The 20,476-nt window shown below is 73.6% G+C and carries 16 protein-coding genes and 3 tRNA genes; 16 read left to right on the top strand and 3 right to left on the bottom strand.

Annotation, left to right across the window (positions count from 1 at the left end; all coding sequences use genetic code 11):
* The first annotated feature begins 218 nt into the window (after positions 1-218).
* From idi to Pma05_RS21720, 9 genes are all read left to right on the top strand, one after another.
* Positions 219-890 (top strand): isopentenyl-diphosphate Delta-isomerase, encoded by a 672-nt coding sequence (idi, locus tag Pma05_RS21680; protein WP_239312827.1) that lies wholly within the window; start codon positions 219-221, stop codon positions 888-890.
* The gene (locus Pma05_RS21685; RefSeq protein ID WP_203859284.1) at positions 880-1,806 is read left to right on the top strand and encodes a MerR family transcriptional regulator; all 927 of its coding nucleotides are present in this window, start codon (positions 880-882) and stop codon (positions 1,804-1,806) included. The genes idi and Pma05_RS21685 overlap by 11 nt, the downstream gene beginning before the upstream one ends.
* A 92-nt stretch (positions 1,807-1,898) precedes the next feature.
* Positions 1,899-2,696: a polysaccharide deacetylase family protein gene (locus Pma05_RS21690; protein WP_203859285.1), complete on the top strand. Its 798-nt coding sequence runs from the start codon at positions 1,899-1,901 to the stop codon at positions 2,694-2,696.
* 138 nt (positions 2,697-2,834) lie between these two features.
* Positions 2,835-2,907 (top strand) — tRNA-Glu (locus Pma05_RS21695).
* A gap of 35 nt (positions 2,908-2,942) precedes the next feature.
* Positions 2,943-3,019 (top strand) — tRNA-Asp (locus tag Pma05_RS21700).
* A 102-nt stretch (positions 3,020-3,121) separates the two neighbouring features.
* Positions 3,122-3,195, top strand: a tRNA-Phe gene (locus tag Pma05_RS21705).
* A gap of 82 nt (positions 3,196-3,277) precedes the next feature.
* Positions 3,278-3,709 carry a type II toxin-antitoxin system HicB family antitoxin gene (locus Pma05_RS21710; RefSeq protein ID WP_203859286.1) on the top strand — a complete coding sequence of 144 codons (432 nt, stop codon included), beginning with the start codon at positions 3,278-3,280 and terminating at the stop codon, positions 3,707-3,709.
* A gap of 282 nt (positions 3,710-3,991) precedes the next feature.
* On the top strand, positions 3,992-4,657 hold the full coding sequence (locus Pma05_RS42665) for an excalibur calcium-binding domain-containing protein (RefSeq protein ID WP_239312817.1): 666 nt from the start codon (positions 3,992-3,994) through the stop codon (positions 4,655-4,657).
* 299 nt (positions 4,658-4,956) lie between these two features.
* Positions 4,957-5,478 carry an SRPBCC family protein gene (locus tag Pma05_RS21720; protein ID WP_203859287.1) on the top strand — a complete coding sequence of 174 codons (522 nt, stop codon included), beginning with the start codon at positions 4,957-4,959 and terminating at the stop codon, positions 5,476-5,478.
* A gap of 159 nt (positions 5,479-5,637) precedes the next feature.
* Here the strand turns inward: Pma05_RS21720 and Pma05_RS21725 are convergent, their stop codons facing one another.
* Both Pma05_RS21725 and Pma05_RS21730 read right to left on the bottom strand, forming a co-directional pair.
* Positions 5,638-6,348 (bottom strand): DUF2786 domain-containing protein, encoded by a 711-nt coding sequence (locus Pma05_RS21725; protein ID WP_203859288.1) that lies wholly within the window; start codon positions 6,346-6,348, stop codon positions 5,638-5,640.
* Positions 6,349-6,484: 136 nt separating this feature from the next.
* A complete protein-coding gene (locus Pma05_RS21730) occupies positions 6,485-6,874 on the bottom strand; it encodes a hypothetical protein (protein WP_203859289.1) in 390 nt (129 codons plus the stop codon).
* A gap of 170 nt (positions 6,875-7,044) precedes the next feature.
* Here Pma05_RS21730 and Pma05_RS21735 point away from each other — a divergent pair, with 170 nt between their 5' ends.
* From Pma05_RS21735 to Pma05_RS21745, 3 genes are all read left to right on the top strand, one after another.
* Positions 7,045-8,406, top strand: coding sequence for an ABC transporter substrate-binding protein (locus Pma05_RS21735; RefSeq protein WP_203859290.1), 1,362 nt, complete (start codon positions 7,045-7,047; stop codon positions 8,404-8,406).
* 173 nt (positions 8,407-8,579) lie between these two features.
* On the top strand, positions 8,580-9,227 hold the full coding sequence (locus tag Pma05_RS42670; RefSeq protein WP_239312819.1) for a hypothetical protein: 648 nt from the start codon (positions 8,580-8,582) through the stop codon (positions 9,225-9,227).
* A gap of 251 nt (positions 9,228-9,478) precedes the next feature.
* A complete protein-coding gene (locus tag Pma05_RS21745) occupies positions 9,479-9,727 on the top strand; it encodes a hypothetical protein (protein WP_203859319.1) in 249 nt (82 codons plus the stop codon).
* A gap of 178 nt (positions 9,728-9,905) precedes the next feature.
* Here the strand turns inward: Pma05_RS21745 and Pma05_RS21750 are convergent, their stop codons facing one another.
* Positions 9,906-10,481, bottom strand: a complete 576-nt coding sequence (locus Pma05_RS21750; protein ID WP_203859291.1) for a TetR/AcrR family transcriptional regulator — start codon at positions 10,479-10,481, stop codon at positions 9,906-9,908.
* 151 nt (positions 10,482-10,632) lie between these two features.
* Between Pma05_RS21750 and Pma05_RS21755 the strand changes: the two genes are divergently transcribed.
* The 4 genes from Pma05_RS21755 (at position 10,633) to Pma05_RS21770 (ending at position 20,444) form a co-directional block, all read left to right on the top strand.
* The gene (locus tag Pma05_RS21755; RefSeq protein ID WP_203859292.1) at positions 10,633-12,918 is read left to right on the top strand and encodes an MMPL family transporter; all 2,286 of its coding nucleotides are present in this window, start codon (positions 10,633-10,635) and stop codon (positions 12,916-12,918) included.
* Between the two features lie 356 nt (positions 12,919-13,274).
* Entirely contained in the window at positions 13,275-16,487 is a 3,213-nt protein-coding gene (locus Pma05_RS21760) for an FtsX-like permease family protein (protein ID WP_203859293.1), read from the top strand.
* Positions 16,488-16,594: 107 nt separating this feature from the next.
* Positions 16,595-19,327: an FtsX-like permease family protein gene (locus Pma05_RS21765; RefSeq protein WP_203859294.1), complete on the top strand. Its 2,733-nt coding sequence runs from the start codon at positions 16,595-16,597 to the stop codon at positions 19,325-19,327.
* Between the two features lie 133 nt (positions 19,328-19,460).
* Entirely contained in the window at positions 19,461-20,444 is a 984-nt protein-coding gene (locus Pma05_RS21770; protein ID WP_203859295.1) for an ABC transporter ATP-binding protein, read from the top strand.
* Positions 20,445-20,476: the final 32 nt, after the last annotated feature.

Below are 20,476 nucleotides of genomic sequence, written 5' to 3' on the forward strand. Positions count from 1 at the left end.
GAAGCGACGACGCGAGCCGGAGCCACGACGCGAACGGAAGCGACGGCGCAAGCAGAGGCGACGGCGCGGACCGGGGTGACGATCCCGGGAACCGGAGCGCGGAGGCGGACCGGAGGGCTCCCGAGGCGGACCGGGGCGAGGGGGCGGACCGGGGCGAGGGGGCGGACCGGGGTGGCGACCTCGGCGACCGGGGCCGGCCGACCGACCGGGAGCGGCATCTGGTGGAACTGGTCGACGAGGCCGGCACCCCGCTCGGTGCCCGTACGGTCGAGGAGGCGCACCGGCCGCCTGGCCGGCTGCACCGGGCCTTCTCCGTACTCCTGGTCGACCCGACCGGCCGGATCCTGCTCCAGCAGCGGGCCGCCGCCAAGACCCGGTTCCCGCTGCGCTGGGCCAACACCTGCTGCGGGCACCCGGAACCCGGCCAGCCGCTCGACATCGCCGCCGGCCGGCGGTTGCGCGAGGAACTCGGCATCGAGGCGGTGCCGCTGACCGAGATCGGGGTGTACCTCTACCGGGCCGAGGACCCCGGCACCGGCCGGGTGGAACACGAGTACGACCACGTGCTCCGAGGTGCCTTCGACGCCGGCCGCACGGTGCTGCCCGACCCGGACGAGGTGGCCGACCTGCGCTGGGTACACCCCGACGAGCTGCGGGCCGGGCTGGACGCCGACCCGGAGGCGTACGCCCCGTGGCTGGCCGGGGTACTCAGCCGGCTGACCGGCCCGGCACAGTCATCGCCGGCACAGGCGTCACCGATGCAGTCGTCACCGGTGCAGTCGTCTCCGGCCGGGGCGCCGCGCCGGTCGGGTAACCGCGGCCGGTGGGAGCAGGTACCAGCTCCCACGGGTCAGGAGGACAACCCGGCGGAGCGGTCGGGTGGCCGATGACGGGCTGAGCGCCGGGGCCGTCGCGCGGCGGCTCGGCATCGCCGTCACCACCCTGCGGAGCTGGCACCAGCGGTACGGGCTGGGCCCGAGCCGGCACGTGCCGGGTCAGCACCGGCGGTACAGCGTCGAGGATCTGGACCGGCTGGACGTGATGCGCCGGTTGACCGCCGAGGGGATCGCCCCGGCCGAGGCGGCGCACTGGGCGCGCCGAGGTGGCGTACCCGAGGAGGAGCCGGACCGGGACGGGCCGTTGCCGGCGCGGACCGGCGGAGGCACGGTGATCGCGGTCGGCCCCGCCGGCCCGGCGGCCCGAGGCCTGGCCCGGGCGGCGATGCGACTCGACCCGCTGGCGATGCGCGCGGGCATCGGCTCGGCGATCGACGCCGACGGGGTGGTCGCGACCTGGGACCGGATGCTCCGGCCGGTGCTGGTCGGCATCGGCGAACGGCACGCCGCCAGCGCGGCGTTCATCGAGGTGGAGCACCTGCTGTCCCGCTGCGTGTCGGAGGCGCTGGCGGCGGTACCCCGGCCGCCGGCCGCCGGTTCGCCACCCCAGATCCTGCTCTCCTGCGCCGACGAGGAGCAGCACAGCCTGCCGCTGGAGGCGCTCGCCGCCGCGCTCGCCGAGGTCGGTGTGCACTGCCGGCTGCTCGGCGCGCGGGTGCCGGTGACTGCCCTGGTCGACGCCGTGGGCCGGACCGCCCCGCAGGCCGTGGTGGTCTGGTCGCACCGGCCGGCGACCGGCGACCCGGCCCAGCTCAGCACGGTACGGGCCGGCAGTTGGCCGCCGCCGCTGCTGGTCGCCGCCGGCCCCGGCTGGCCGCCCGACCTGCTGCCTCCCGGGGTACGCAGCCCGGCGAGCCTGGCCGAGGCGCTGACGATGCTGCGGGACGTACCCGCATCTTCGGGGCGCTGACCCGGCTACCGAGCATTCGGGACATCGCTTCCGTACCGACTCTCCGCTAACGTGGGGCAGCCGTAACCCGAAAACCCCTCGGGAGCCGCTCGATGACCCGACGCACGGCGCTCGCCGCCGGCCTCGCCCTGTTGCTGCTGCTGGCCACCGGTTGCGCGAACGAGAAGCCGGTTCCGACCAGGTCACCACTGCCCTATCCGTCGATTCCCCAGGTGACCGCGACGGCTGCGCCCACACCGACGCCGCCAGCGGCCACACCGGCGACGCCGACCCGGAAGCCGGCCGCCCGGGGCACCGTCGGCCCGCTGAACACCCAGCGGCTGACCGGGACCCGCGCGGTCGCGCTGACCTTCGACGACGGCCCGCACCCGGAGTGGACGCCGGGGGTACTCGACCAGCTCCGCAAGGCCGGGGTCCAGGCCACCTTCTGCGTGGTGGGGGTGAAGGTCCGCAAATACCCGTCGCTGGTACGCCGGATCGCGCGCGAGGGGCACACGCTCTGCAACCACAGTTGGCAGCACGATCTCAAGCTGGGCAAGCGGAAGGCGGCACAGATCCGGGACGACCTGGAGCGGACCAACCGGGAGATCCAGCGGGCGGTGCCCGGGGCCAAGGTCCCGTACTACCGCCAGCCCGGCGGCAAGTGGACCTCGTCGGTTGTCGCGGTCTCCAAGTCCCTCGGCATGAAGCCGCTGCACTGGGACGTCGACCCGGCGGACTGGGACGACACCAGCAGCGCGGAGATCAGCCGACGGATCGCCAAGCAGGCCCGCCCCGGTTCGATCGTGCTGCTGCACGACGGCGGCGGTGATCGAAGTCGCACCCTCGGCGCCTGCCCCCAGGTGATCAGCTCACTGAAGCGGAAGTACGGGCTAACCCGGCTGCGGTGAGGTGCTTTAGGGTAGTTTGTCCGGTCGGCAATACCGGTTTGGTCGGGCGGCTGGCCATCACGTATGCTTTCGGAGCCTCCGGCGGGGCCGGATGGGAGCACAGCCGCTGAAGTTGTCATGTGCAATGATGGCGGGGCCGCCCTCATCGTCTAGCGGCCCAGGACGCCGCCCTTTCAAGGCGGTAGCACGGGTTCGAATCCCGTTGGGGGCACGATCCCGGTTTCGGCCGGGAAGTAGTAGGAGCAAGGTCCTGTGGAGCAGTTGGAGTGCTCGCCGCCCTGTCAAGGCGGAGGTCGCGGGTTCAAGTCCCGTCAGGACCGCCAGCGCCGCTCGCCGCGCGTGTGCAACGCGCGGCGTTCTGCGTTCGGAGCAGGTTACCCAGGGCGGCAGCGGGCCGGTCACCCAGGTAACATGAGCCGAGACCCGGCCAGGTAGCTCAGTTGGTACGAGCGTCCGACTGAAAATCGGAAGGTCGGCGGTTCGACCCCGCCCCTGGCCACATAGCCTTTCGCCGGGCTATCAGAGCGCCTACCAGCGGAAACGCAGGTGGGCGTTCTTCTTTCCGGGAACAGGCTCGGCGCGTGGACAGTTGGTGGCCGATTAGTGTTCCGGAGATCAAGGGAGTGCACTCACAGGCGCGGCGCCTGGGCCAGGTTGAGGCAATGGCACGCGACGCCATCGCTCTCTTCTTGGACGTCTCCCCGAAGAGCTTCGGGGTGCATGTAGAGCCCGAATTGAGCGAGGAGGTGGTCGACGCTCGCCTCGCCCGCGCCGAACTGATCAAGGCACAGCAGCGAGCGGACGAAGCCACCAAACGGGCACTCCGGAAGCTACTTGCTGCGAACCTGTCGGTCCGAGAAGCCGCCGATCTGGTCGGAGTGTCGCCGGGTCGAGTCTCGCAATTGGTGCCAAGCAGGAAGACCGCTGGCCCGGCCAAGACAGCGCCGAAGCGAGCCAGCCGGGGCAAGAAGGCATCCTCTGCCGCAGCTCCACGTCAGCCTGCCGGGGTCTAGGCACAGCGAGACGCTGGTTCGCTCGGCTCCGCTGGGCGGACCGAACGGATGCGACCACCGCCGGTACGTCCGGTCTCCGTTCCGCCTGACCGCCACCCTCACTCGGCACCGGGCGAGCTACAGGTGGCTGGCCGGTCCGCCGCCCGAACAGGACGATCCGAGGCGCCGGACGCACGGCCGAGTACCACCGGCTGACTCCTCGACCGGAGGCCGGACGGTCGGCCGCCGGTCAGACCCGATCAAGCGCTATCCGGAGCGTAGGCGCGGCGCAACACTGCGACGATGTCGTATCCACCGCCACCGCAGGACCCCTGGGACCGGCAACCGCCACCAGCCGTCCCGGGCCAGCAACCGGTCCACCAACCACGCCCGCCCCGGCCGGGGCGGCAACCCCGCAAGCTCACCGGCGCACAGCAGCTCGGTGTCGCCGTACTCGGCCTCGTCGTGCTCGCCTGCTGCGGTACCTCGGTCATCTCCGCGCTCACCCCGGACAACGACGGCGACGCCGACCGGGAGCCGGCGGCGGCCCAGGGCACCAGCCAACCGACCACGGCACCGCCGGTCGTGGTGACCAGCGCGCCCGAACCCACCCCGCCGGCCACCACCGCCGCCGCACCTCCGCCACCGAAGCCAACCAGCAAGGCCCCGCCGAAGCCGGTCTACTACAAGAACTGTTCGGCCGTACGCGACGCCGGCAAGGCGCCGCTGCGCAGAGGCCAGCCCGGCTACCGCGCGGGGCTGGACCGCGACGGCGACGGTCGCGCCTGCGAGTCGGCCGAGGGCCCGGCGCCCGGCACCGGGGACGACGAGGACGACGGCGGGTCGTCGTCGGTCCACTACAAGAACTGCGCCGCTGTACGGGCCGCCGGTGCCGCCCCCATCCGCAGGGGCGAACCCGGCTACGGCCGCCACCTCGACCGCGACGGTGACGGCATCGGCTGCGAGTGACTGCCGAGTACGTGGCGTCTGGCCGGCCAGTACCGGCCAACGCCACGTGCCGCCCTGCTCAGCCGCCGGGGCGGCACGGCAAAGGAGTCAGGTGAGGTCGTTGGCGGGTACCCCGGGTCTCCCTCCCACCGCCGTCGCCGGGGGCGGGTCGGTCGACCCGCTCGGACAGCGTTTCCCGTCGATGCCAGTTGCGCGTGCCGGTCTGACCGTCCATTGATGATCTACCGCTCGGCGCAGGGATCGACCGCCCGCCGATGCAAGGATGCGCAGCTCAACAGCAGCCGGTATGGTCCCGGCGTATGGGACAGGAGACTACGAACGCCTCCGACATCCAGCAGGCCACGACCGCGTACTCGGTGCGCAGCAGCCTCCGTGTCCCGGGCCCGGCCGACCGCGCTTTCGCCGTCTTCACCGAGCGTCTCGCCGACTGGTGGGTGAAGGAATACACCTGGTCCGGCCCGCAGCAGTTGGCCAAACTCGGCATCGAGCCCGGCAGCGGCGGCATGTTATACGAGATCGGCCCGCACGGGTTCCGCGCCGACTGGGGGCGGGTGCTGGACTGGCAGCCGCCCCGTCGTCTGGTGTTCAACTGGCAGATCGGCCCGGACCGCGCCCCGGTGCCGGATCCGGCCCGGAGCAGTGTGGTGGAGGCCCGGTTCGCCCCGCAGGCCGACGGGACCACCCTGGTCGACGTGGAACACCGCGACTTCGACCGGCACGGCGAGGCCGCCGAGGGCTACCGCGAGGCGCTCACCGCCGGCTGGTACGAACTGCTCTCCCGGTACGCGGCAGCCGTCGAGGACACCGTCGTGCAGGACTGACGGTCGCACAGGACCGAGGCTCCCACTCACACCCCCCGTCGGCGGTTTGGCGCCCCGGCGCCGCAAGTCTTGGCTGGCCCGGCGGGCGGGCGGGTTCGGTCGGGCTTGGGGGGCGTCGGTGGCTGTCCTCAGGGGCGGCGATGGTGGGGAATCGGCCGGTCAGGCCGGGGAGAGCGGGGTGGACCGACCGGAGCGCAGTCCGGTACCGCCGAGGTCGGCCCGCTGGCCCGCCGCCGCGCCCTGCTCCAGGCCGCCGCCGAGCAGCCTGCGGGGTGCGGCGGTACGCAGTCGTGGGTAGGTCTCGGCGAGGCGCCGGTCGACCCGGTCCGACCGGTCGGCGAGGACCAGGGCCACCGAGGGGGTACCGGACGGAGCTGCCGAGGCGGCGGCTGCCTCGGCCCGGCGCAACCGCCCGGCGACCGCCGTGGCGAAGCCGGCCAGCCAGGACCGGCGGAACGCGGCCGGATGGTCGCCCGGGGGCACCGGCGCGACCGAGATCCCGTGCGCGGCCTGCACCAGCAGCGAGGTGAAGAGCACCTCCACCCGTTCCAGGTCGCTGGCGAAGCCGAACAGGTGCATGACGAACCCGCTGCCGCCGCGTCGGCGTACCGAGCGGCACCGCAGGGCGTCGGCGACCCCGGCCAGTAGGCCCGTCTTGTCCAGGGCGTACGGGGCGGGGATGTCGACGATCCGGTCGCCGACCGGGTCGGTACCCGGGTCACGGGCGGCGAGCAGCGCCCGGTCCACCCCGTACCGGGCGATCAGCTCGGTCGCCTTGGCGGTGAACGCCTCGGCCTCGGCCGGTGTGCAGGCCGGGTCCTCCGCCTTGGCCAGCAGCTTGCGGACCTTGCTGAGCATCGCGTCGGACATGCACCAGAGCTATCACACCGCCCGGGCTGTTGAGGTGTCACACCGATCCGACAGGTGAGCTGTCATACCGGTCGGGCGGGTGCCCCCCTGGACAAACCGGTTGAGGAGCATGCAAAGATGGACGTCGATGATAGGACTATCCGGCACGGTGTCGCAGCGTCGCGACGGCCGACCCGGCGAGGGTGAGCAGGCATTCCGGCAACTGCCCGTCCGCGAGGGCGGCACCGAAGAGCGCCGCGCCCGTGTCACCGTCGGCGTTCGCGTACGCGCTGACGAACCGGGCCACCCAGCGCGCGTCGTAACCCGCCTCGTCGATGCCCGGGAAGTCGAGGGTCCAGGCGCCCCGGGGCACACCGTCGCCGACCATGGTGGCGGCGAGGCACCAGGCCACCTCGTACGCACCGGCGACCCCGGACCGGTCGACCACCGCGTCGAACGTGCCGACCACGCCGTCGCTGTCACCGACCAGCGCGGAGCTGAGCACCGCGGTGGCGTCATCCAGCGTCTCCTGCGGAACGTCCGTCACGTGCGGAAGGGTATGCCGCCAGGTCAAGCAGCGTCCGACAAACGGCATGAACGCTACCTATCCAGGATGTTAGGACCCCTCCGTCGGCAATTGGCGGTCGGCCGCGGGCGCGCGCCGAGAGCAGGCGCGCTAATCTGCGCAACGGATCTCCGGGGAGGAAGGACGACCCCATGCTCGAATTCCGCGGCACCCGCCGCGCCGCTCTGTCCATCGCTGCGTGTGCGGCGCTGCTGCTGGCTGGCTGCGGTTCGGATGGCGACGGCGAGGCCGGGCAGGCCCAGCCGACCCAGGTCCGCCTGTACGGCACGGACGGCAACATGCAGAACTCCTTCAAGGGGGAGTTCGACCAGCAGACCGGTCTACTCAAGGGGATGAAGGGCACCACGCCACTCACCCCGCTCTCCGAGGACTTCAAGAACCGGCTGCTGAGGAAGGATCCCAAGCTCTCCGACTTCCTCTACGCCGCCGAGTCGTACGACGCCGTCGCGATCAGCGCGATCGCCGCGCAGCTCGCCGGCTCGACCGCCCCGGCCGAGATCGCCAAGCAGATCGTCGGGGTCACCACCGGCGGGGAGCGCTGCGACTCGATCGGCGACTGCCTGCGACTCGCCCGGCTCGGCACCGACGTCGCCTACCGGGGCGTCTCGCTGAACCGGGGCGGCTTCACCGACGTCGGCGAGCCCTCCACCGCGAGCTACGCCACCCTGCACTTCGGCAGCGACGAGCAGCTCGACAACGGCAAGACCGAGTTCCTCGGCGCCGGTGACGAGTCCAAAGCCAGTGTCCAGAAGCCGCCGGCCGGCAAGAAGCAGACGAAGGAGGTCGAGGAGAGCAGCGGTGCGCCGCTGAAGCTCGGTGGCCTGCTGCCGCGCACCGGCGACCTGGCGCTGGCCTATCCGCCGATGGGTGCGGCCGTGGCACTGGCGGTCGACGAGATCAACGCCGCCCAGGGCGTACTCGGCAAGCCGGTGGTCTGGGTCGACGGCGACGACGGCACCAACCCGGACACCGCGAAGGCGACCGTGGCGCAGCACGTCGCCAACGGGGTACACGTGATCATCGGGGCCGGTGCCTCCGGCATCTCCCGGGCGGTACTGCCGGACGTGATGGCCGCCGGTCTGGTGCTGTTCTCGCCGAGCAACACCGACGCCGGGCTCAGCACCTTTGACGACCAGGGGCTCTACTTCCGTACCGCCCCGTCGGACATCCTCCAGGGGCGGGCACTCGCCGACATGATCCTGCGGGACGGGCCGAGCCGGATCGCCCTGGTCGCCCGGAAGGACTCGTACGGCGAGGGGCTCCAGGGCAACGTCCGGGCCGAGTTGGAACGGACCGGGCACGGCTCGGACCAGGTGCGGCTCTTCACCTACGACCCGCCGGCCACGCCCGACGCGCCGCCGGTGGACTTCGGCGGCGGCGCCCAGGAGATCAAGCAGTTCGGCGCCGACGCCATCCTGGTCATCGGCTTCGGCGAGTCGGCGAGGGTCATCGAGGCGCTCGCCGCCGCCGGGGTGAACATCCAACAGCAGTAAGCCTTGGGTGAACATCCAACAGCAGTGGGCCCCGGGTGGGCACCCCGGCGGCGACAGCCCGGTACGCGGCCGGAGTGGCACACTTCCGGGAGTCGCCGGGTGTGCTGGTCGGCCTAGCGTTACCCCTGTGTCCGGCGGTCCCGTCGGACACAGGGAGACCGGGGAGGTACGACATGAGCTACGACGGTGACCCCAGCGTGCTGGGCGACGCCCTGCCGGAGCACGAGCTGCCCGGCATAGACGACCAGCAGGGCTTCGGGCCGGCGGTGGACCTCTGCTCGGACCCGCTCTCCTCGGATCCGCTCGCGCTGGACCCGCCGGAGATCGTCGAGGAGCCCCCGCCGGTCACGTCCGTCGTGACGCACTACGCGGGCGGCATCACCGAGGTCGCCACCGACCTCGACGGCGACGGCTACGCCGAGCTGCTCGAGTTCGACGTCAACGGCGACCGGGTGGCCGACATCCGCTACCAGGACACCGACTGGGACGGCCGGCTGGACAGCGTCGAGCGGGACTCCAACCTGGACGGCCGGATCGACCAGGTGCTGGAGGACAACGACGGGGACGGCCGGATCGACTCGGTGGTCACCGACACGAACGGGGACGGCGTGGTCGACCGGGTGGTCGCGGACACCGACTTCGACGGCCGGCCGGACACCTGGATGGTCGACAGCGACTTCGACGGGCGGCCGGACGAGATCCGGGTCGACTCCGACGGGGACGGTCGGGCCGACCGGCTGATGGTGGACACCGACCACGACGGCGTCGTGGACCAGGTCAACTACCTGGACCGGAAGACCAACCCGTACGTCACGAACTGATCGCGCCGGGACGGCCGCGCGGCGGGCGTCCCGCCGCATCCGATCCGTCCAGCTTGGCCGCTTGTGCCCCTGGTACGCCCGGGTGCCGTGCCCTGCCGTCGGTCCGGTCGGCATGGTCGGGGCCCCACGGGGGTAGTGCGAGGTGGCACAGTGCGGTAGTCGTGTCGGGGAGTTCTCGTGGGTGTCCGGGCGGCACGCAGATCGAGGGTTCCGGCGTGGCCAGAAACGTCAAGCTGACGGAAGGGCAACAGATGAGCGAGTCGCAGGAGACCGTCGACACCCGCGGTGACGATCGGATCGAACTGCTCCGGGCCGACGCCAACCAGGACGGCAAGACCGACCTCTGGGTGGTGGACACCGACGGCGACGGCAAGGCGGACCTGTTCCAGTTCGACACCGACGGGGACGGCAAGGTGGACATCACCATGGTCGACGCCGACGAGGACGGCAAGCCGGACGAGGTGGTGGACGGGGACGGCGGGCTTCCGCCGACCACCTGACCAGCGCCAGACCGACATCGGCCGTGGCGGCGGTTCTCCGGGTACGACGATCCGGGGAGCCGCCGCCACGGCCTTGTCGTACCCGAAATCGCCTCCGACGGTGCCGACCTTGGACCGGGCTGGCCGGACGGTGAAGCCCTGCCGGCCCGGATGGGCCGGTCAACCGCCGCCGGGGCGGTCAACCGCCGGGGCGGGCGGCGGTCCGGGCGCCGCCGAGGAAGACCGTGGTGATCGCGGCGCTCGCCTCCTCCACGCCGAGCCGGCCGGCGAAGACCTGGCCGGCGACGCTCTGGAACAGGCCGAGATAGGCCACCAGCAACAGTTCGGCGGGCAGGTCGGTGCGGAACACCCCCTGCTCGACCCCCCGCTCTACCAGCGCCTGGAGCGGGCCGGCGAGTCGCGCCTCCGCCAGGTCGTGCTGCTCGGAACTCTTCTCCAGGAGTTGGAGAGCCCGATATCTGCTGGTCGCCGCGACCAGGGCCCGGGTGAGTCGGGCCAGCGCCTCCTCGACCGGTACGGCGTCGAGCTTGGCGTCGGCGACCCGCTCGGCCAGGTCGGTCAGTGCGGCCTCGGCCATCGCCCGGAGCAGCGCGTCCCGGTTGGGGAAGTAGCGGTAGAGCGTGGCTCGGGCCACCCCGGCTGCCTCGGCGATGTCCGCCATGCTGGCCGACTCGCCACGCTCGGCGAGCACCGAGGCCGCGCTGTCGAGAATGCCGGCCGCGATGTGGTCGCGCAGAGCGGGACTTCTGGTCATTGCCCGACAGCGTACGACCTCGCCCCGCGCCTTGACAAGCATGACGCTGATTGAGACAGTGCTGTCTCAGATGCAGACGCTATGCCTCTGCGTTCCGTCATCCGCTCGCCTTCCGCCGAGCGTCCGGCTCGGCTTGCCGACAGGAGTTTCCGTGGCCGAACACCTCTACCGGCTCGGCCGGTTCGCATACCGGCGCCGGGTGCTGGTCACCCTGCTGTGGCTGGGCCTGCTCGCGCTCACCGGCCTCGGCGCCGGCACCCTCTCCGGGCCCACCGCCAACGCCTTCTCGGTGCCCGGTACCGAGGCACAGCACGCGATGGACCTGCTGACCGAACGGTTCCCCGAGGCCGCCGCCGACGGGGCGTCCGCCCGGGTGGTCTTCGCCGCCCCGGCCGGCGAGACACTGACCGACCCGGCCAACCGGGCCACTGTCGACCGGGTGCTGTCGACACTGCGCGCCGCACCCCAGGTGGCGAACGTCGCCGACCCGTACGCCACCGGCGCGGTCAACCAGGCCGGCAGCGTGGCGTTCGCCGAGGTCGCGTACCGGGTCGAGGCGCTGGACCTGAGCGAGGCGGCCCGAGCCGCGCTCACCGGGGCGCTGGAGACGGGCCGGGCCGGCGGACTGACCGTCGAACTCGGCGGCGAGGCGGCCCAGGAACCGGCCCCACAGGGGCTGAGCGAGGCCGTCGGGATCGTGGTCGCCGGGGTGGTACTCGTGATCACGTTCGGCTCGCTGCTCGCCGCCGGGCTGCCGCTGCTGACCGCCGTACTCGGGATCGCGATCAGCCTCGCCGCGATCACCGCCGTCACCGGTTTCGTGGACCTGAGCGAGGCCACCCCGATGATGGCGGTGATGCTCGGCCTGGCGGTGGCGATCGACTACGCGCTCTTCATCGTCTTCCGCTACCGGCACGAGGTGACCACCGTGGCGGACCGGGCCGAGGCGGTCGGCCGGGCCGTCGGCACCGCCGGCTCGGCCGTGGTCTTCGCCGGCCTGACCGTCGTCATCGCGCTGGTCGGCCTCTCGGTGGTGGGGATACCGATCCTGACCCAGATGGGCCTCGCCGCCGCCGGCACCGTACTGGTGGCGGTGCTGATCGCGCTGACCCTGCTGCCGGCGCTACTCGGCTTCGCCGGCCGACGGGCCCTGCCCCGCCCGAGACGGAACCCGACGGAACGGAGCGCGGCGGAACGGAACACGGCGGGGCAGAACCGGGCGCGGCAAAACCAGGCAGGGCAAAACCAGGCGGGGCAGGAGCGGGCGGGGCGGCGGAGGGCAGCGCTCGGGTTGCGTTGGGCCCGGTTCGTGGTGCGGCGGCCGGTACCGGTGCTGGTCGTCGCGGCTGCCGCGCTCGGCGTGCTCGCCGTACCGGCCCTCGACCTGCGACTCGGGCTGCCCGACGACGGTACGGCGGCACCCCAGACCACCCAACGCAAGGCGTACGACCTGCTCAGTGCCGGCTTCGGCCCCGGGTTCAACGGCCCGCTGGTGGTGACCGTCGACGCCCGGTACGGCGGTGCCGAGGGAGTGACCCGAACCGACACCGAGGCGGCGGCCAGGCGTACCGCCGAGACGCTCGGCCGGCTGCCGGGCGTACTGGCGGTGACCCCGCCGACCGTCAACCGGGCCGGTGACACGGCCGTGCTGACCGTCGTACCAGCGAGCGCGCCGAGCAGCCCGGCCACCCGGGACCTCGTCGCGGCGATCCGGGCCACGACCGGTCCCGAGGTGGCGGTGACCGGCCGGACCGCGATCGACATCGACATGTCTGACAAGCTCGGCGGCGCCCTGCTGCCGTACCTGGGTGTCGTGGTCGGGCTGGCGTTCCTACTGCTCACGCTGGTGTTCCGGTCCCTGCTGGTACCGCTGAAGGCGACCCTGGGATTCCTGCTCAGCGTGGCCGCCACCTTCGGCGCGGTGGTGGCGATCTTCCAGTGGGGCTGGCTGGCCGGAGTGTTCGGAGTGGACCAGCCCGGCCCGATCGTCAGCCTGCTGCCGACCCTGATGATCGGTCTGGTCTTCGGGCTGGCCATGGACTACCAGGTCTTCCTGGTCAGCCGGATGCGCGAGGAGTACGTCCGCGGCGCCGGTCCGACCGCGGCCGTGGTCGCCGGCTTCGGGCACGGCGCCCGGGTGGTGACCGCCGCCGCCGCGATCATGGTCGCCGTCTTCTCCGGCTTCCTGCTCGCCCCGGACGCGCTGGTCAAGTCGATCGGATTCGCGCTCGCCGCGGCGGTGCTCTTCGACGCCTTCGTGGTCCGGATGACGATCGTCCCCGCCGCGATGGCGCTGCTCGGCCGGGCCGCCTGGTGGCTGCCCCGCTGGCTCGACCGGCTGCTGCCGGACGTGGACATCGAGGGCGAGCGGCTGCTCCGGGCGGCACCGCCAACCCCGGCTACCGAGCCGGAGCAGCCGCAGCCGGCGCCGGTCTGAGCGCAGCCGCAGCCAGCGCCGGTCTGAGCCCGGACGGTCACCACTGGCCCGGGTCGGTCGACTCGCGCTCCGCGCCGGCCGGGACGCGCTGACCGGCACCGCCCCGGCCGGTGCCTCCGACGGAGCCTCCGACGGAGCCCCGTCCGGTGCCGCCGGCCTAGTTCCGGCCGGCCACCCGGGCCAGTGGTGACGCACAACGACTCGATCCCAGTTCCGTCAAGATCGGGTCACGAAATCGGCTGTGGGGAGAAATCACCGCGTCGTACGCCAACCTTTCGCTCGGCCTCGGGCGCTTCGCAGCCATGAGGGGCGACGATCGGCGCCGCCCGCCTCGCCCATGGGGGAGACGCAGAACGATGAGGCTGGTGTTTCGGCGTGCCCGAGGGGCGAAGAGTCTGCTCCTCGCGGCGACCGGGGCGACCCTGATCGCCACTGCCCTGCTCACCGGGCTCGCCGGCTACAGCCGGGAGGTGGTCGACTCCGGCACCGAGCGGGCGGTCGCGTCGGCCTCCCAGGAGGAGCGGTCGATCCTGGTACGCGGCACCGCCGGCAGTACCCGGGAGGAGCTCGCCGAGCGGGACGAGGCCGTACGATCCCGGTTCGCCGACGGCTTCGGCGGCGTACCGGCCGACATCTCCGGGGCGGGCTACGCCGCCGGGCGGCAGTTCGCCGGCCGCACCGGAAACGCCGTACCGGACGCCCAGGGCCTGGTCTTCGCCCGGGTGGTCTTCCTCGACGACCTCCCCGGGCACGCCCTGTTGACCGACGGGGCGTGGCCCAGCCCTGGCCAGCGACCGGTGCAGACCGCGCTCGCCGAGCCGGTCGCGAAGATCCTCGGAGCCCGGGTCGGCGACCGGATCCCGATCACCGACCGGGTCACCGACCGGGTGACCGAGGTGACCGTCACCGGCGTCTGGAAGCCGCGCGACGCCCGGGACCCGTACTGGCGGCTCGTGCCCGAGGTGACGGACGGGGTCGCGACCGGGTCCGCCACGTACGGGCCGCTGGTGGTGGACCGGGCCGACTTCCTCGACCACTTCCTCGCCAACGCCTCCGCCGGCTGGCTGGTCGAACCCGAGCTGGCCGGGGCCACGATGACCTCGCTGGGCCGGCTGGGCGAGGCCGCGAGCCAGACCACCGCCAGCCTGCCCGCCGAGACCGGGCTCGGCAACTCCGGACTGGTCACCACTCAGCTCGACCAGCTCGTACAGCGACTGGACCGGGCCGGTCTGGTCGGCCGGTCGGCGCTGGTCACCCCGATGCTGCTGGTGGTGGTCCTCGGCGGGTACGCGCTGCTGCTGGTCGCGCTGCTCCTCACCGAGCAGCGCCGGGGCGAGGCGGCACTGCTCCGGGCCCGGGGCGCCGGGCGAAGCCAGCTGGCCGGACTGGCCGCCCGGGAGGCGTTGCTGGTCGTGCTGCCGGCCGCCGTGATCTCGCCGGTACTCGCCACCGAGCTGGTCCGGCTGGCCGACCGTACCCCGATGCTGGCCGCCGCCGCGCTGCACCTGAGCCCCCGGCTCGACACCCGGGCCTGGCTGATCGCCGCGCTGGCCGCGCTCGGCTGCGCGCTGGCGATGCTCGGCCCGGCGCTGCGGCGCGGCGGCAGCTACGTCGGCGAACTGGCCAGCCGGTCCCGGCCGAGCCGGCGGACGATCGCGCAGCGGGCCGGGCTGGACGTCGCACTGGTCGCCCTGGCGGTGCTGGGCTGGCTGCAACTGCGGCAGTACTCCTCGCCGCTCGCCGGCGCCCGCCCGGACGGCACCCTCGGGATCGACCCGCTGCTGGCCGCCACCCCCACCGTGGGCGTACTGGCCGGTGCGGTACTCGCGCTGCGCGGCCTGCCGCCGATGGCCCGGCTCGCCGAGCGGTACGTCGACCGCAGGTCCTGGACCGGCACCATGCTCGGGATGTGGCAGGCCGGCCGCCGGCCGCACGCCGGCCCGGTGCTGCTGCTCGCCCTGGCGGTGGCGGTCGGCACCCTCGCCTGGTGCCTGGCCGCCACCTCGGAGCGGTCCCTGACCGACCAGGCCAACCACCAGGTCGGCGCCGACCTGCGGCTGGTCGAGTCGAGCGGGGTCGCCCCGCCGGCCCGTGCCGGCCAGCTCGCCGAACTGCCCGGCACGGAACGGATCCTGCCGGCCTGGCGGGACAGTCCCCGGCTCGGCACCGAGGGCCTGCCGGCCGGAATGGTCGCGCTGGACGTCACCGGTGCCGAACGGGTCGTCCGGATCCGGGACGACCTGGTCGACGGCGGCGCCGCCGGACTATTCGCCGGGATGTCCAGCGCCCGGGTGACCGCGCCGGTCGTGCCGCTTCCGCCGGGCAGCACCCGGCTGACCGGCCGGATCACCACCACCGGTACCGGTGGCTCCGCCCGGATTCCGGTCCGGACCACGGCGATCTTCACCGAGCCGCACGGCGGGCACCTCCGGATCCCGCTCGGCGCGAGCTACGACGACGCGCCGCTGCGGTTCGACGTGGAGCTGCCGGCGAGCGGCGACGCACCGCCGCGACTCGCCGGCTTCGCGGTGGACACCCTCGGACCTCCCGGGTACGTCGTCGACTGGCGGCTCACCGACCTGCGCGCCTCCTTGGCCAGTGGGGCCGGTCCCGAGGTGCCGCTCGCGGACGGCCGGCAGTGGCAGGCGGTGCACCGCTCCGGCCAGACCGTGCCGGCGGCGGCCGGACCGCGCGGGCTGACCGTCCGATACCAGGCGCCCGAGTCGTCGGCAGCCTGGTGGCGCTTCAACTCGCCGATCTCGTTCGCCGTCGCCGTCGCGCCCGGTCAGGGGCAGGTGCCGGTGGTGGCCACCCCGGAGGCGCTGGCGGCGCTTCGGCTGGGGGTCGGCGAGCAGACCGTACTGGTGCTGGCCGGCGGAGCCGTCGACGTCCGGATCACCGGTACGGTCGCCGCGCTGCCCGGCGTACCCGAGCCGGCGGCGCTGCTGGTCGACCTGCCGTCGCTGAGTACGGCGCTCTTCCACGAGCGGGGCATCGTCGGCGCGCCCGAGGAGTGGTGGCTGGCCACCCGTACCGGGCAGCACGCCGAGGCGGCCGAGGCAGCCGCCGGGCTCGGCGGGCTCCAGGTCGCCGACCGGATGGAGGTGGCCAGCCGCTCCGGCGACGACCCGTACGGCGTCGGTGCCCGGGCCGCCCTCTTCGCCGCCGCGCTCGGCGCCATCCTGCTCGCGGCGGTCGGCGTCACCGTGGACGTCCGGGCCACCGCCCGACGCCGGGTCACCGAGCTGGCCGTACTGCACACCCTGGGCGCCGGCCCCCGGCTGCTGGCCCGGTCGCTCCTGGTCGAGCAGGCGTTCCTCGCCGGCATCGGGGTGCTGGTCGGGTTGGGGGTGGGAATCGGCGTGGCGGCCACGATGGCCCCGCTGGTCGTCCTCACCCCGTCGGCGGAGCGGCCGGTACCGGCGCCGCTGCTGGACGTGGCCTGGCTGCCGGCCACCGGAACCGCCGCCGTACTGCTGCTGCTCGCCCTCGCGCTGAGCGGGCTGACCGCCGCCACCATGCGGCAACGCCTGGCCGCGGCCCAGCTCCGGATCGGGGAGGACCGGTGAACACGGGACCAGCGGGCACGGAATCGGCGGGCACAGGGCCGGTGAACACGGGATCGGCGGGTGCGGGACCGGTGCGGGGACAGGACGTTGTGGAGGGTGGTGGACCGGTGCCGAAGCGGGCCGACGGACGACTGCCGGGGCCGTTGCGCCGGGCCCGGGTCTTCGCCGGCTACCTGGGGCTGCTCGGCGTACTCGGGCTGGTGGCGGCGCTGCTGGTGACCGGGGCGCCCCGGCTGGCGAACGAGTACGCCGACGACGGGATGCGGCACGACGTACGCGGCCTGCCGTACCAGGTCCGGGACGTGACCTTCACCGGCGGCCAGGAGGCGGTGCAGAGCCCGGACGCCCGGCTGGCCGCCGCCCAGCTCGACCAGTACCGGCAGAAGCTGCCCGGACCGCTGCCGACGCTGGTCGGCCAGCAGTGGTTCGCCGGCCGGATCGGCCCGAAGGACCTGGCCGTGGCCGGCGACGCGCCGTCGCTGCGCGGAAGCTGCCGACCGGAGCTGCAACTGCGCGGCCAGGCCGGCATCGAACGGGAGCTGCGGGTCGTCGAGGGACGCTGGCCGGCGCCCGGAGGCGGGGTCGAGGCGGCGCTGTCCCGGGAGGCCGCCCGGCTCCTCGGACTGCGGGTCGGCAGCACCGTCGTGCTCAGCGGCGTGGGCTTCGCCCAGGGCTCCGTGCCGGTCCGGCTCGTCGGGGTGTACGACCCGATCGACCCGGCCGCGCCCGCCTGGGACGCGATCCGGATCGCCGAGGTGGCCTGCCCGAACCCGACCGACGGCACCACGTACCGGGCGGCGCTGCTGACCGACCTGACCGGGATCACCACCGCCGCCCGGCAACTCGGGGTCAGCTACGAGTGGCGCTACCGGGTCGACGAGGAACGGATGACCACCGCCGACATCCCGGAGGTGCTGACCGCGCTGGCGGCGACCCGGCGTACCCCGCCGGCGCGCGGACTGGCGCCGGCGACCGGCCTGGACAGCGCCCTGACCAGGTTCGACGGTCAACTCCGTGCGGTGCGGGCGCTGCTCGCCGTGGTGCAGGCCGGCATCCTGGCCACCCTGCTCGGGCTGGTCGCCCTGGCCGCCGGGCTGGCGGTGCAGCGCCGCCGGGAGGAGTTCACCCTGCTCCGGGCCCGCGGGGCGGCGGCCGTGGCGATCGGTGCCCGTACCCTGCGGGAGACCGTCGCGGTGCTGCCGCTCGCGGTGCTCGCCGGCTGGCTGCTCGGCCGGTTGGCGCCGGGTCGTCCGGCCGCCGCCGAACCGCTCGGGGTCGCGCTGGTGGTCGTCGGCACCACCCTGGCGATTCCGCTGCTGGCGATGCTCGGCCAGCGCCGGGCGAGCTTCGTGGGCCGGCGGCGGGACCTGGTACGCCACCGCCCGTCGGTACGCCGGCTGACCGCCGAACTCTTCGTGCTGCTGCTCGCCGTCCTCGGAGTGGTACTGCTGCACCGGCGCGGGCTGAGCCAGGACAGCGGGGTCGACCCGTACCTGGTGTCGGTGCCGGTGCTGCTCGCCGTGGCCACCGCCCTGGTGGCGCTGCGGTTGGTGCCCTGGCCGCTGCGCCAACTCGGCCGGATCGCCGCCCGGGCCCGTACGGTGGTGCCGTTCGTCGGGCTGGCCAGGGCCGGCCGGGGCGCACCGGTGACCGTCGGGCCGCTGGCCGTGCTCGTCGTCGCGATCGCCATCGGGGTCTTCACCAGCGTGGTCACCAGCACCGTCGCCGAGGCCCGGGACCGGGTCACCGACCAGGAGATCGGCGCGGACGCCCGGGTCAGCGGCTCCTACGCCGACCGGTCCACCGCCGACCGGCTCGACGCGCTGCCCGGGGTGAACGCGGTCAGCCCGCTGGCGTACGAGGTGGGCCAGCCGTTGCGCTCGCCCACCCCGGACCTGCTCGGCGGGCGTGACCTCGGCCAGACCCAGGTACTCGTGGTGGACGGCCCGTCGCTGGCCCGGGTACTGGCGGCCAGCGGCGTCGACGTCACCGTGCCGGAAGGGCTGGCCGCGCCAGGACGGATCGACGGTCCGGTGCCGGCGCTGGTCTCGCCGGAGGTGGCCGAGTCGGTCGGCGCCGGTGCGGTCACCGAGGTGCAGGGCCGGCGGTACGAGTTCCGGGTCGACCGGGTGGCGTCCGGCTTCCCGGGGCTGGCAGCCGAGGTACGCCGGTTCGTCGTCCTGCCCTGGCAGGCGCTGCCGGTGCCGGAGTTCCAGCCGATCCGGCCCAACCAGTTCCTGGTGGCCGGGGACGGCTTCGCCACCGCCGAGCTGACCGCCACGGTCGACACCGCCCAGCGGGAGTACCTGGCGAAGGTTCTGGGGCAGCCGGTCGACCAGGTACGCCCGCACACGCCGGTCAGCGTCGCCACCTGGGCGGAGCACCGCCGGTCGCTGGAGCGCGGCGGCGTCAACCGGCTGCTCAGTTTCACCTTCGGCACCGGGGTGGCCGGGGCGACCGCGTTGGCACTGCTGGCGGTCGGTTTCGCCGTACTCGCCGAGGCACCGGGGCGGGGCCGGATGCTGTCCCGGTTGCGCACCATGGGGCTCTCCGGGCGCCAGGGCCGAGGGCTGCTCGTCTACGAACTCGTGCCGCTGCTCGGCGTCGCGGTGCTGGCCGGTGGGCTGGTCGGGGTGGCCCTGCCCCGGCTGCTCGGGCCGGCGCTGGGGTTGTCCGGGTTCACCGGCGGCCTGCCGGCCCGGATCCACCTGGACCCGCTGCTGGTGGTCGGCGTACTGGTGCTGGTGGTGGTGGCGCTGGTCGCCGCCCTCGCTGTCGAGAATCTGATCAACCGGCGGATGCGCCTCGGCGAGGTGCTCCGGCTCGGAGAGGAGAACTGATGGCTCGTAGCGGGCACGGCAGCCGGCCAAGCGGGGACGGGAGCCGGCTGAGCGGGGACGGGAGCCGGGACGAGAGCAACGACGGGAGCCGGCTGAGCGGGAGCGGGAGCCGACGGAGAGGGGACGAGAACTGATGGCGAGTCCGACGACTACCGCTGCGGTACCCGATCTCGCCGTACTCCAGCGCAGGGCCGCGGAGCAGGCGGCGGCCCGGGCCGGCGGCGCGGACCGGCTGCGCGGACACATCGTCTGCGACGGGCTGGTCCGGATCTTCAAGACCGAGGGCGTGGAGGTGGTCGCGCTACAGGGGTTGGACCTGGTGGTCGACCGGGGCGAGCTGCTCGCCATCGTCGGCGCCTCCGGCTCGGGCAAGTCGACAGTGCTCAACATCCTCTCCGGGCTGGACGTGCCGACCGCCGGGATCGCCCGGGTGGCCGACTTCGACCTGCTGACCATGTCGCCGAAGCGCCGGCTGCGGTACCGCCGGCACACCGTCGGGTTCGTCTGGCAGCAGACCGCCCGCAACCTGCTGCCCTACCTGACCGCCCGGGAGAACGTGGAGCTGCCGATGCGGCTGGCCCGGGGCCTGCGGGGCCGGGCGGCCCGGAAACGGGCGACCGAGCTGCTGGAGATGGTCGGCGTCGGCTACTGCGCCGACCGCCGGCCGGACCAGATGAGCGGCGGCGAGCAGCAGCGCTGTGCGGTGGCGGTCGCGGTGGCCAACGACCCGGAGGTGCTCTTCGCCGACGAGCCGACCGGTGAGCTGGACGAGGCGACCGCCGCCGAGGTCTTCGGCGCGCTACGCACCATCAACGCCGAGCTGGGCGTCACCATCGTGGTGGTCACGCACGACCACGCCGTCTCGTCCCAGGTCCGCCGGACGGTCGCGATCCGCGACGGCCGGACCGCCTCCGAGGTACGCCGCTCCACCCGGCTCGGCGTCGACGGCGTCGAGGAGCTGGTCACCGAGGAGTACGCCCTGCTGGACCGGTCGGGCCGGATGCAGTTGCCGGCCGCCTTCGTGGACGCGCTGAGCCTGCGCGACCGGGTACGGCTCAACCTGGAGCCGGACCACGTGCAGGTCCGGTCCGGCGGCACCGGGGAGGCCGACCGGTGACGGACGGCGGGACGGGACGGGAAGCGGGCGGG

The sequence above is a fragment of the Plantactinospora mayteni genome (genome assembly GCF_016862935.1).
Classification (GTDB): domain Bacteria; phylum Actinomycetota; class Actinomycetes; order Mycobacteriales; family Micromonosporaceae; genus Plantactinospora; species Plantactinospora mayteni.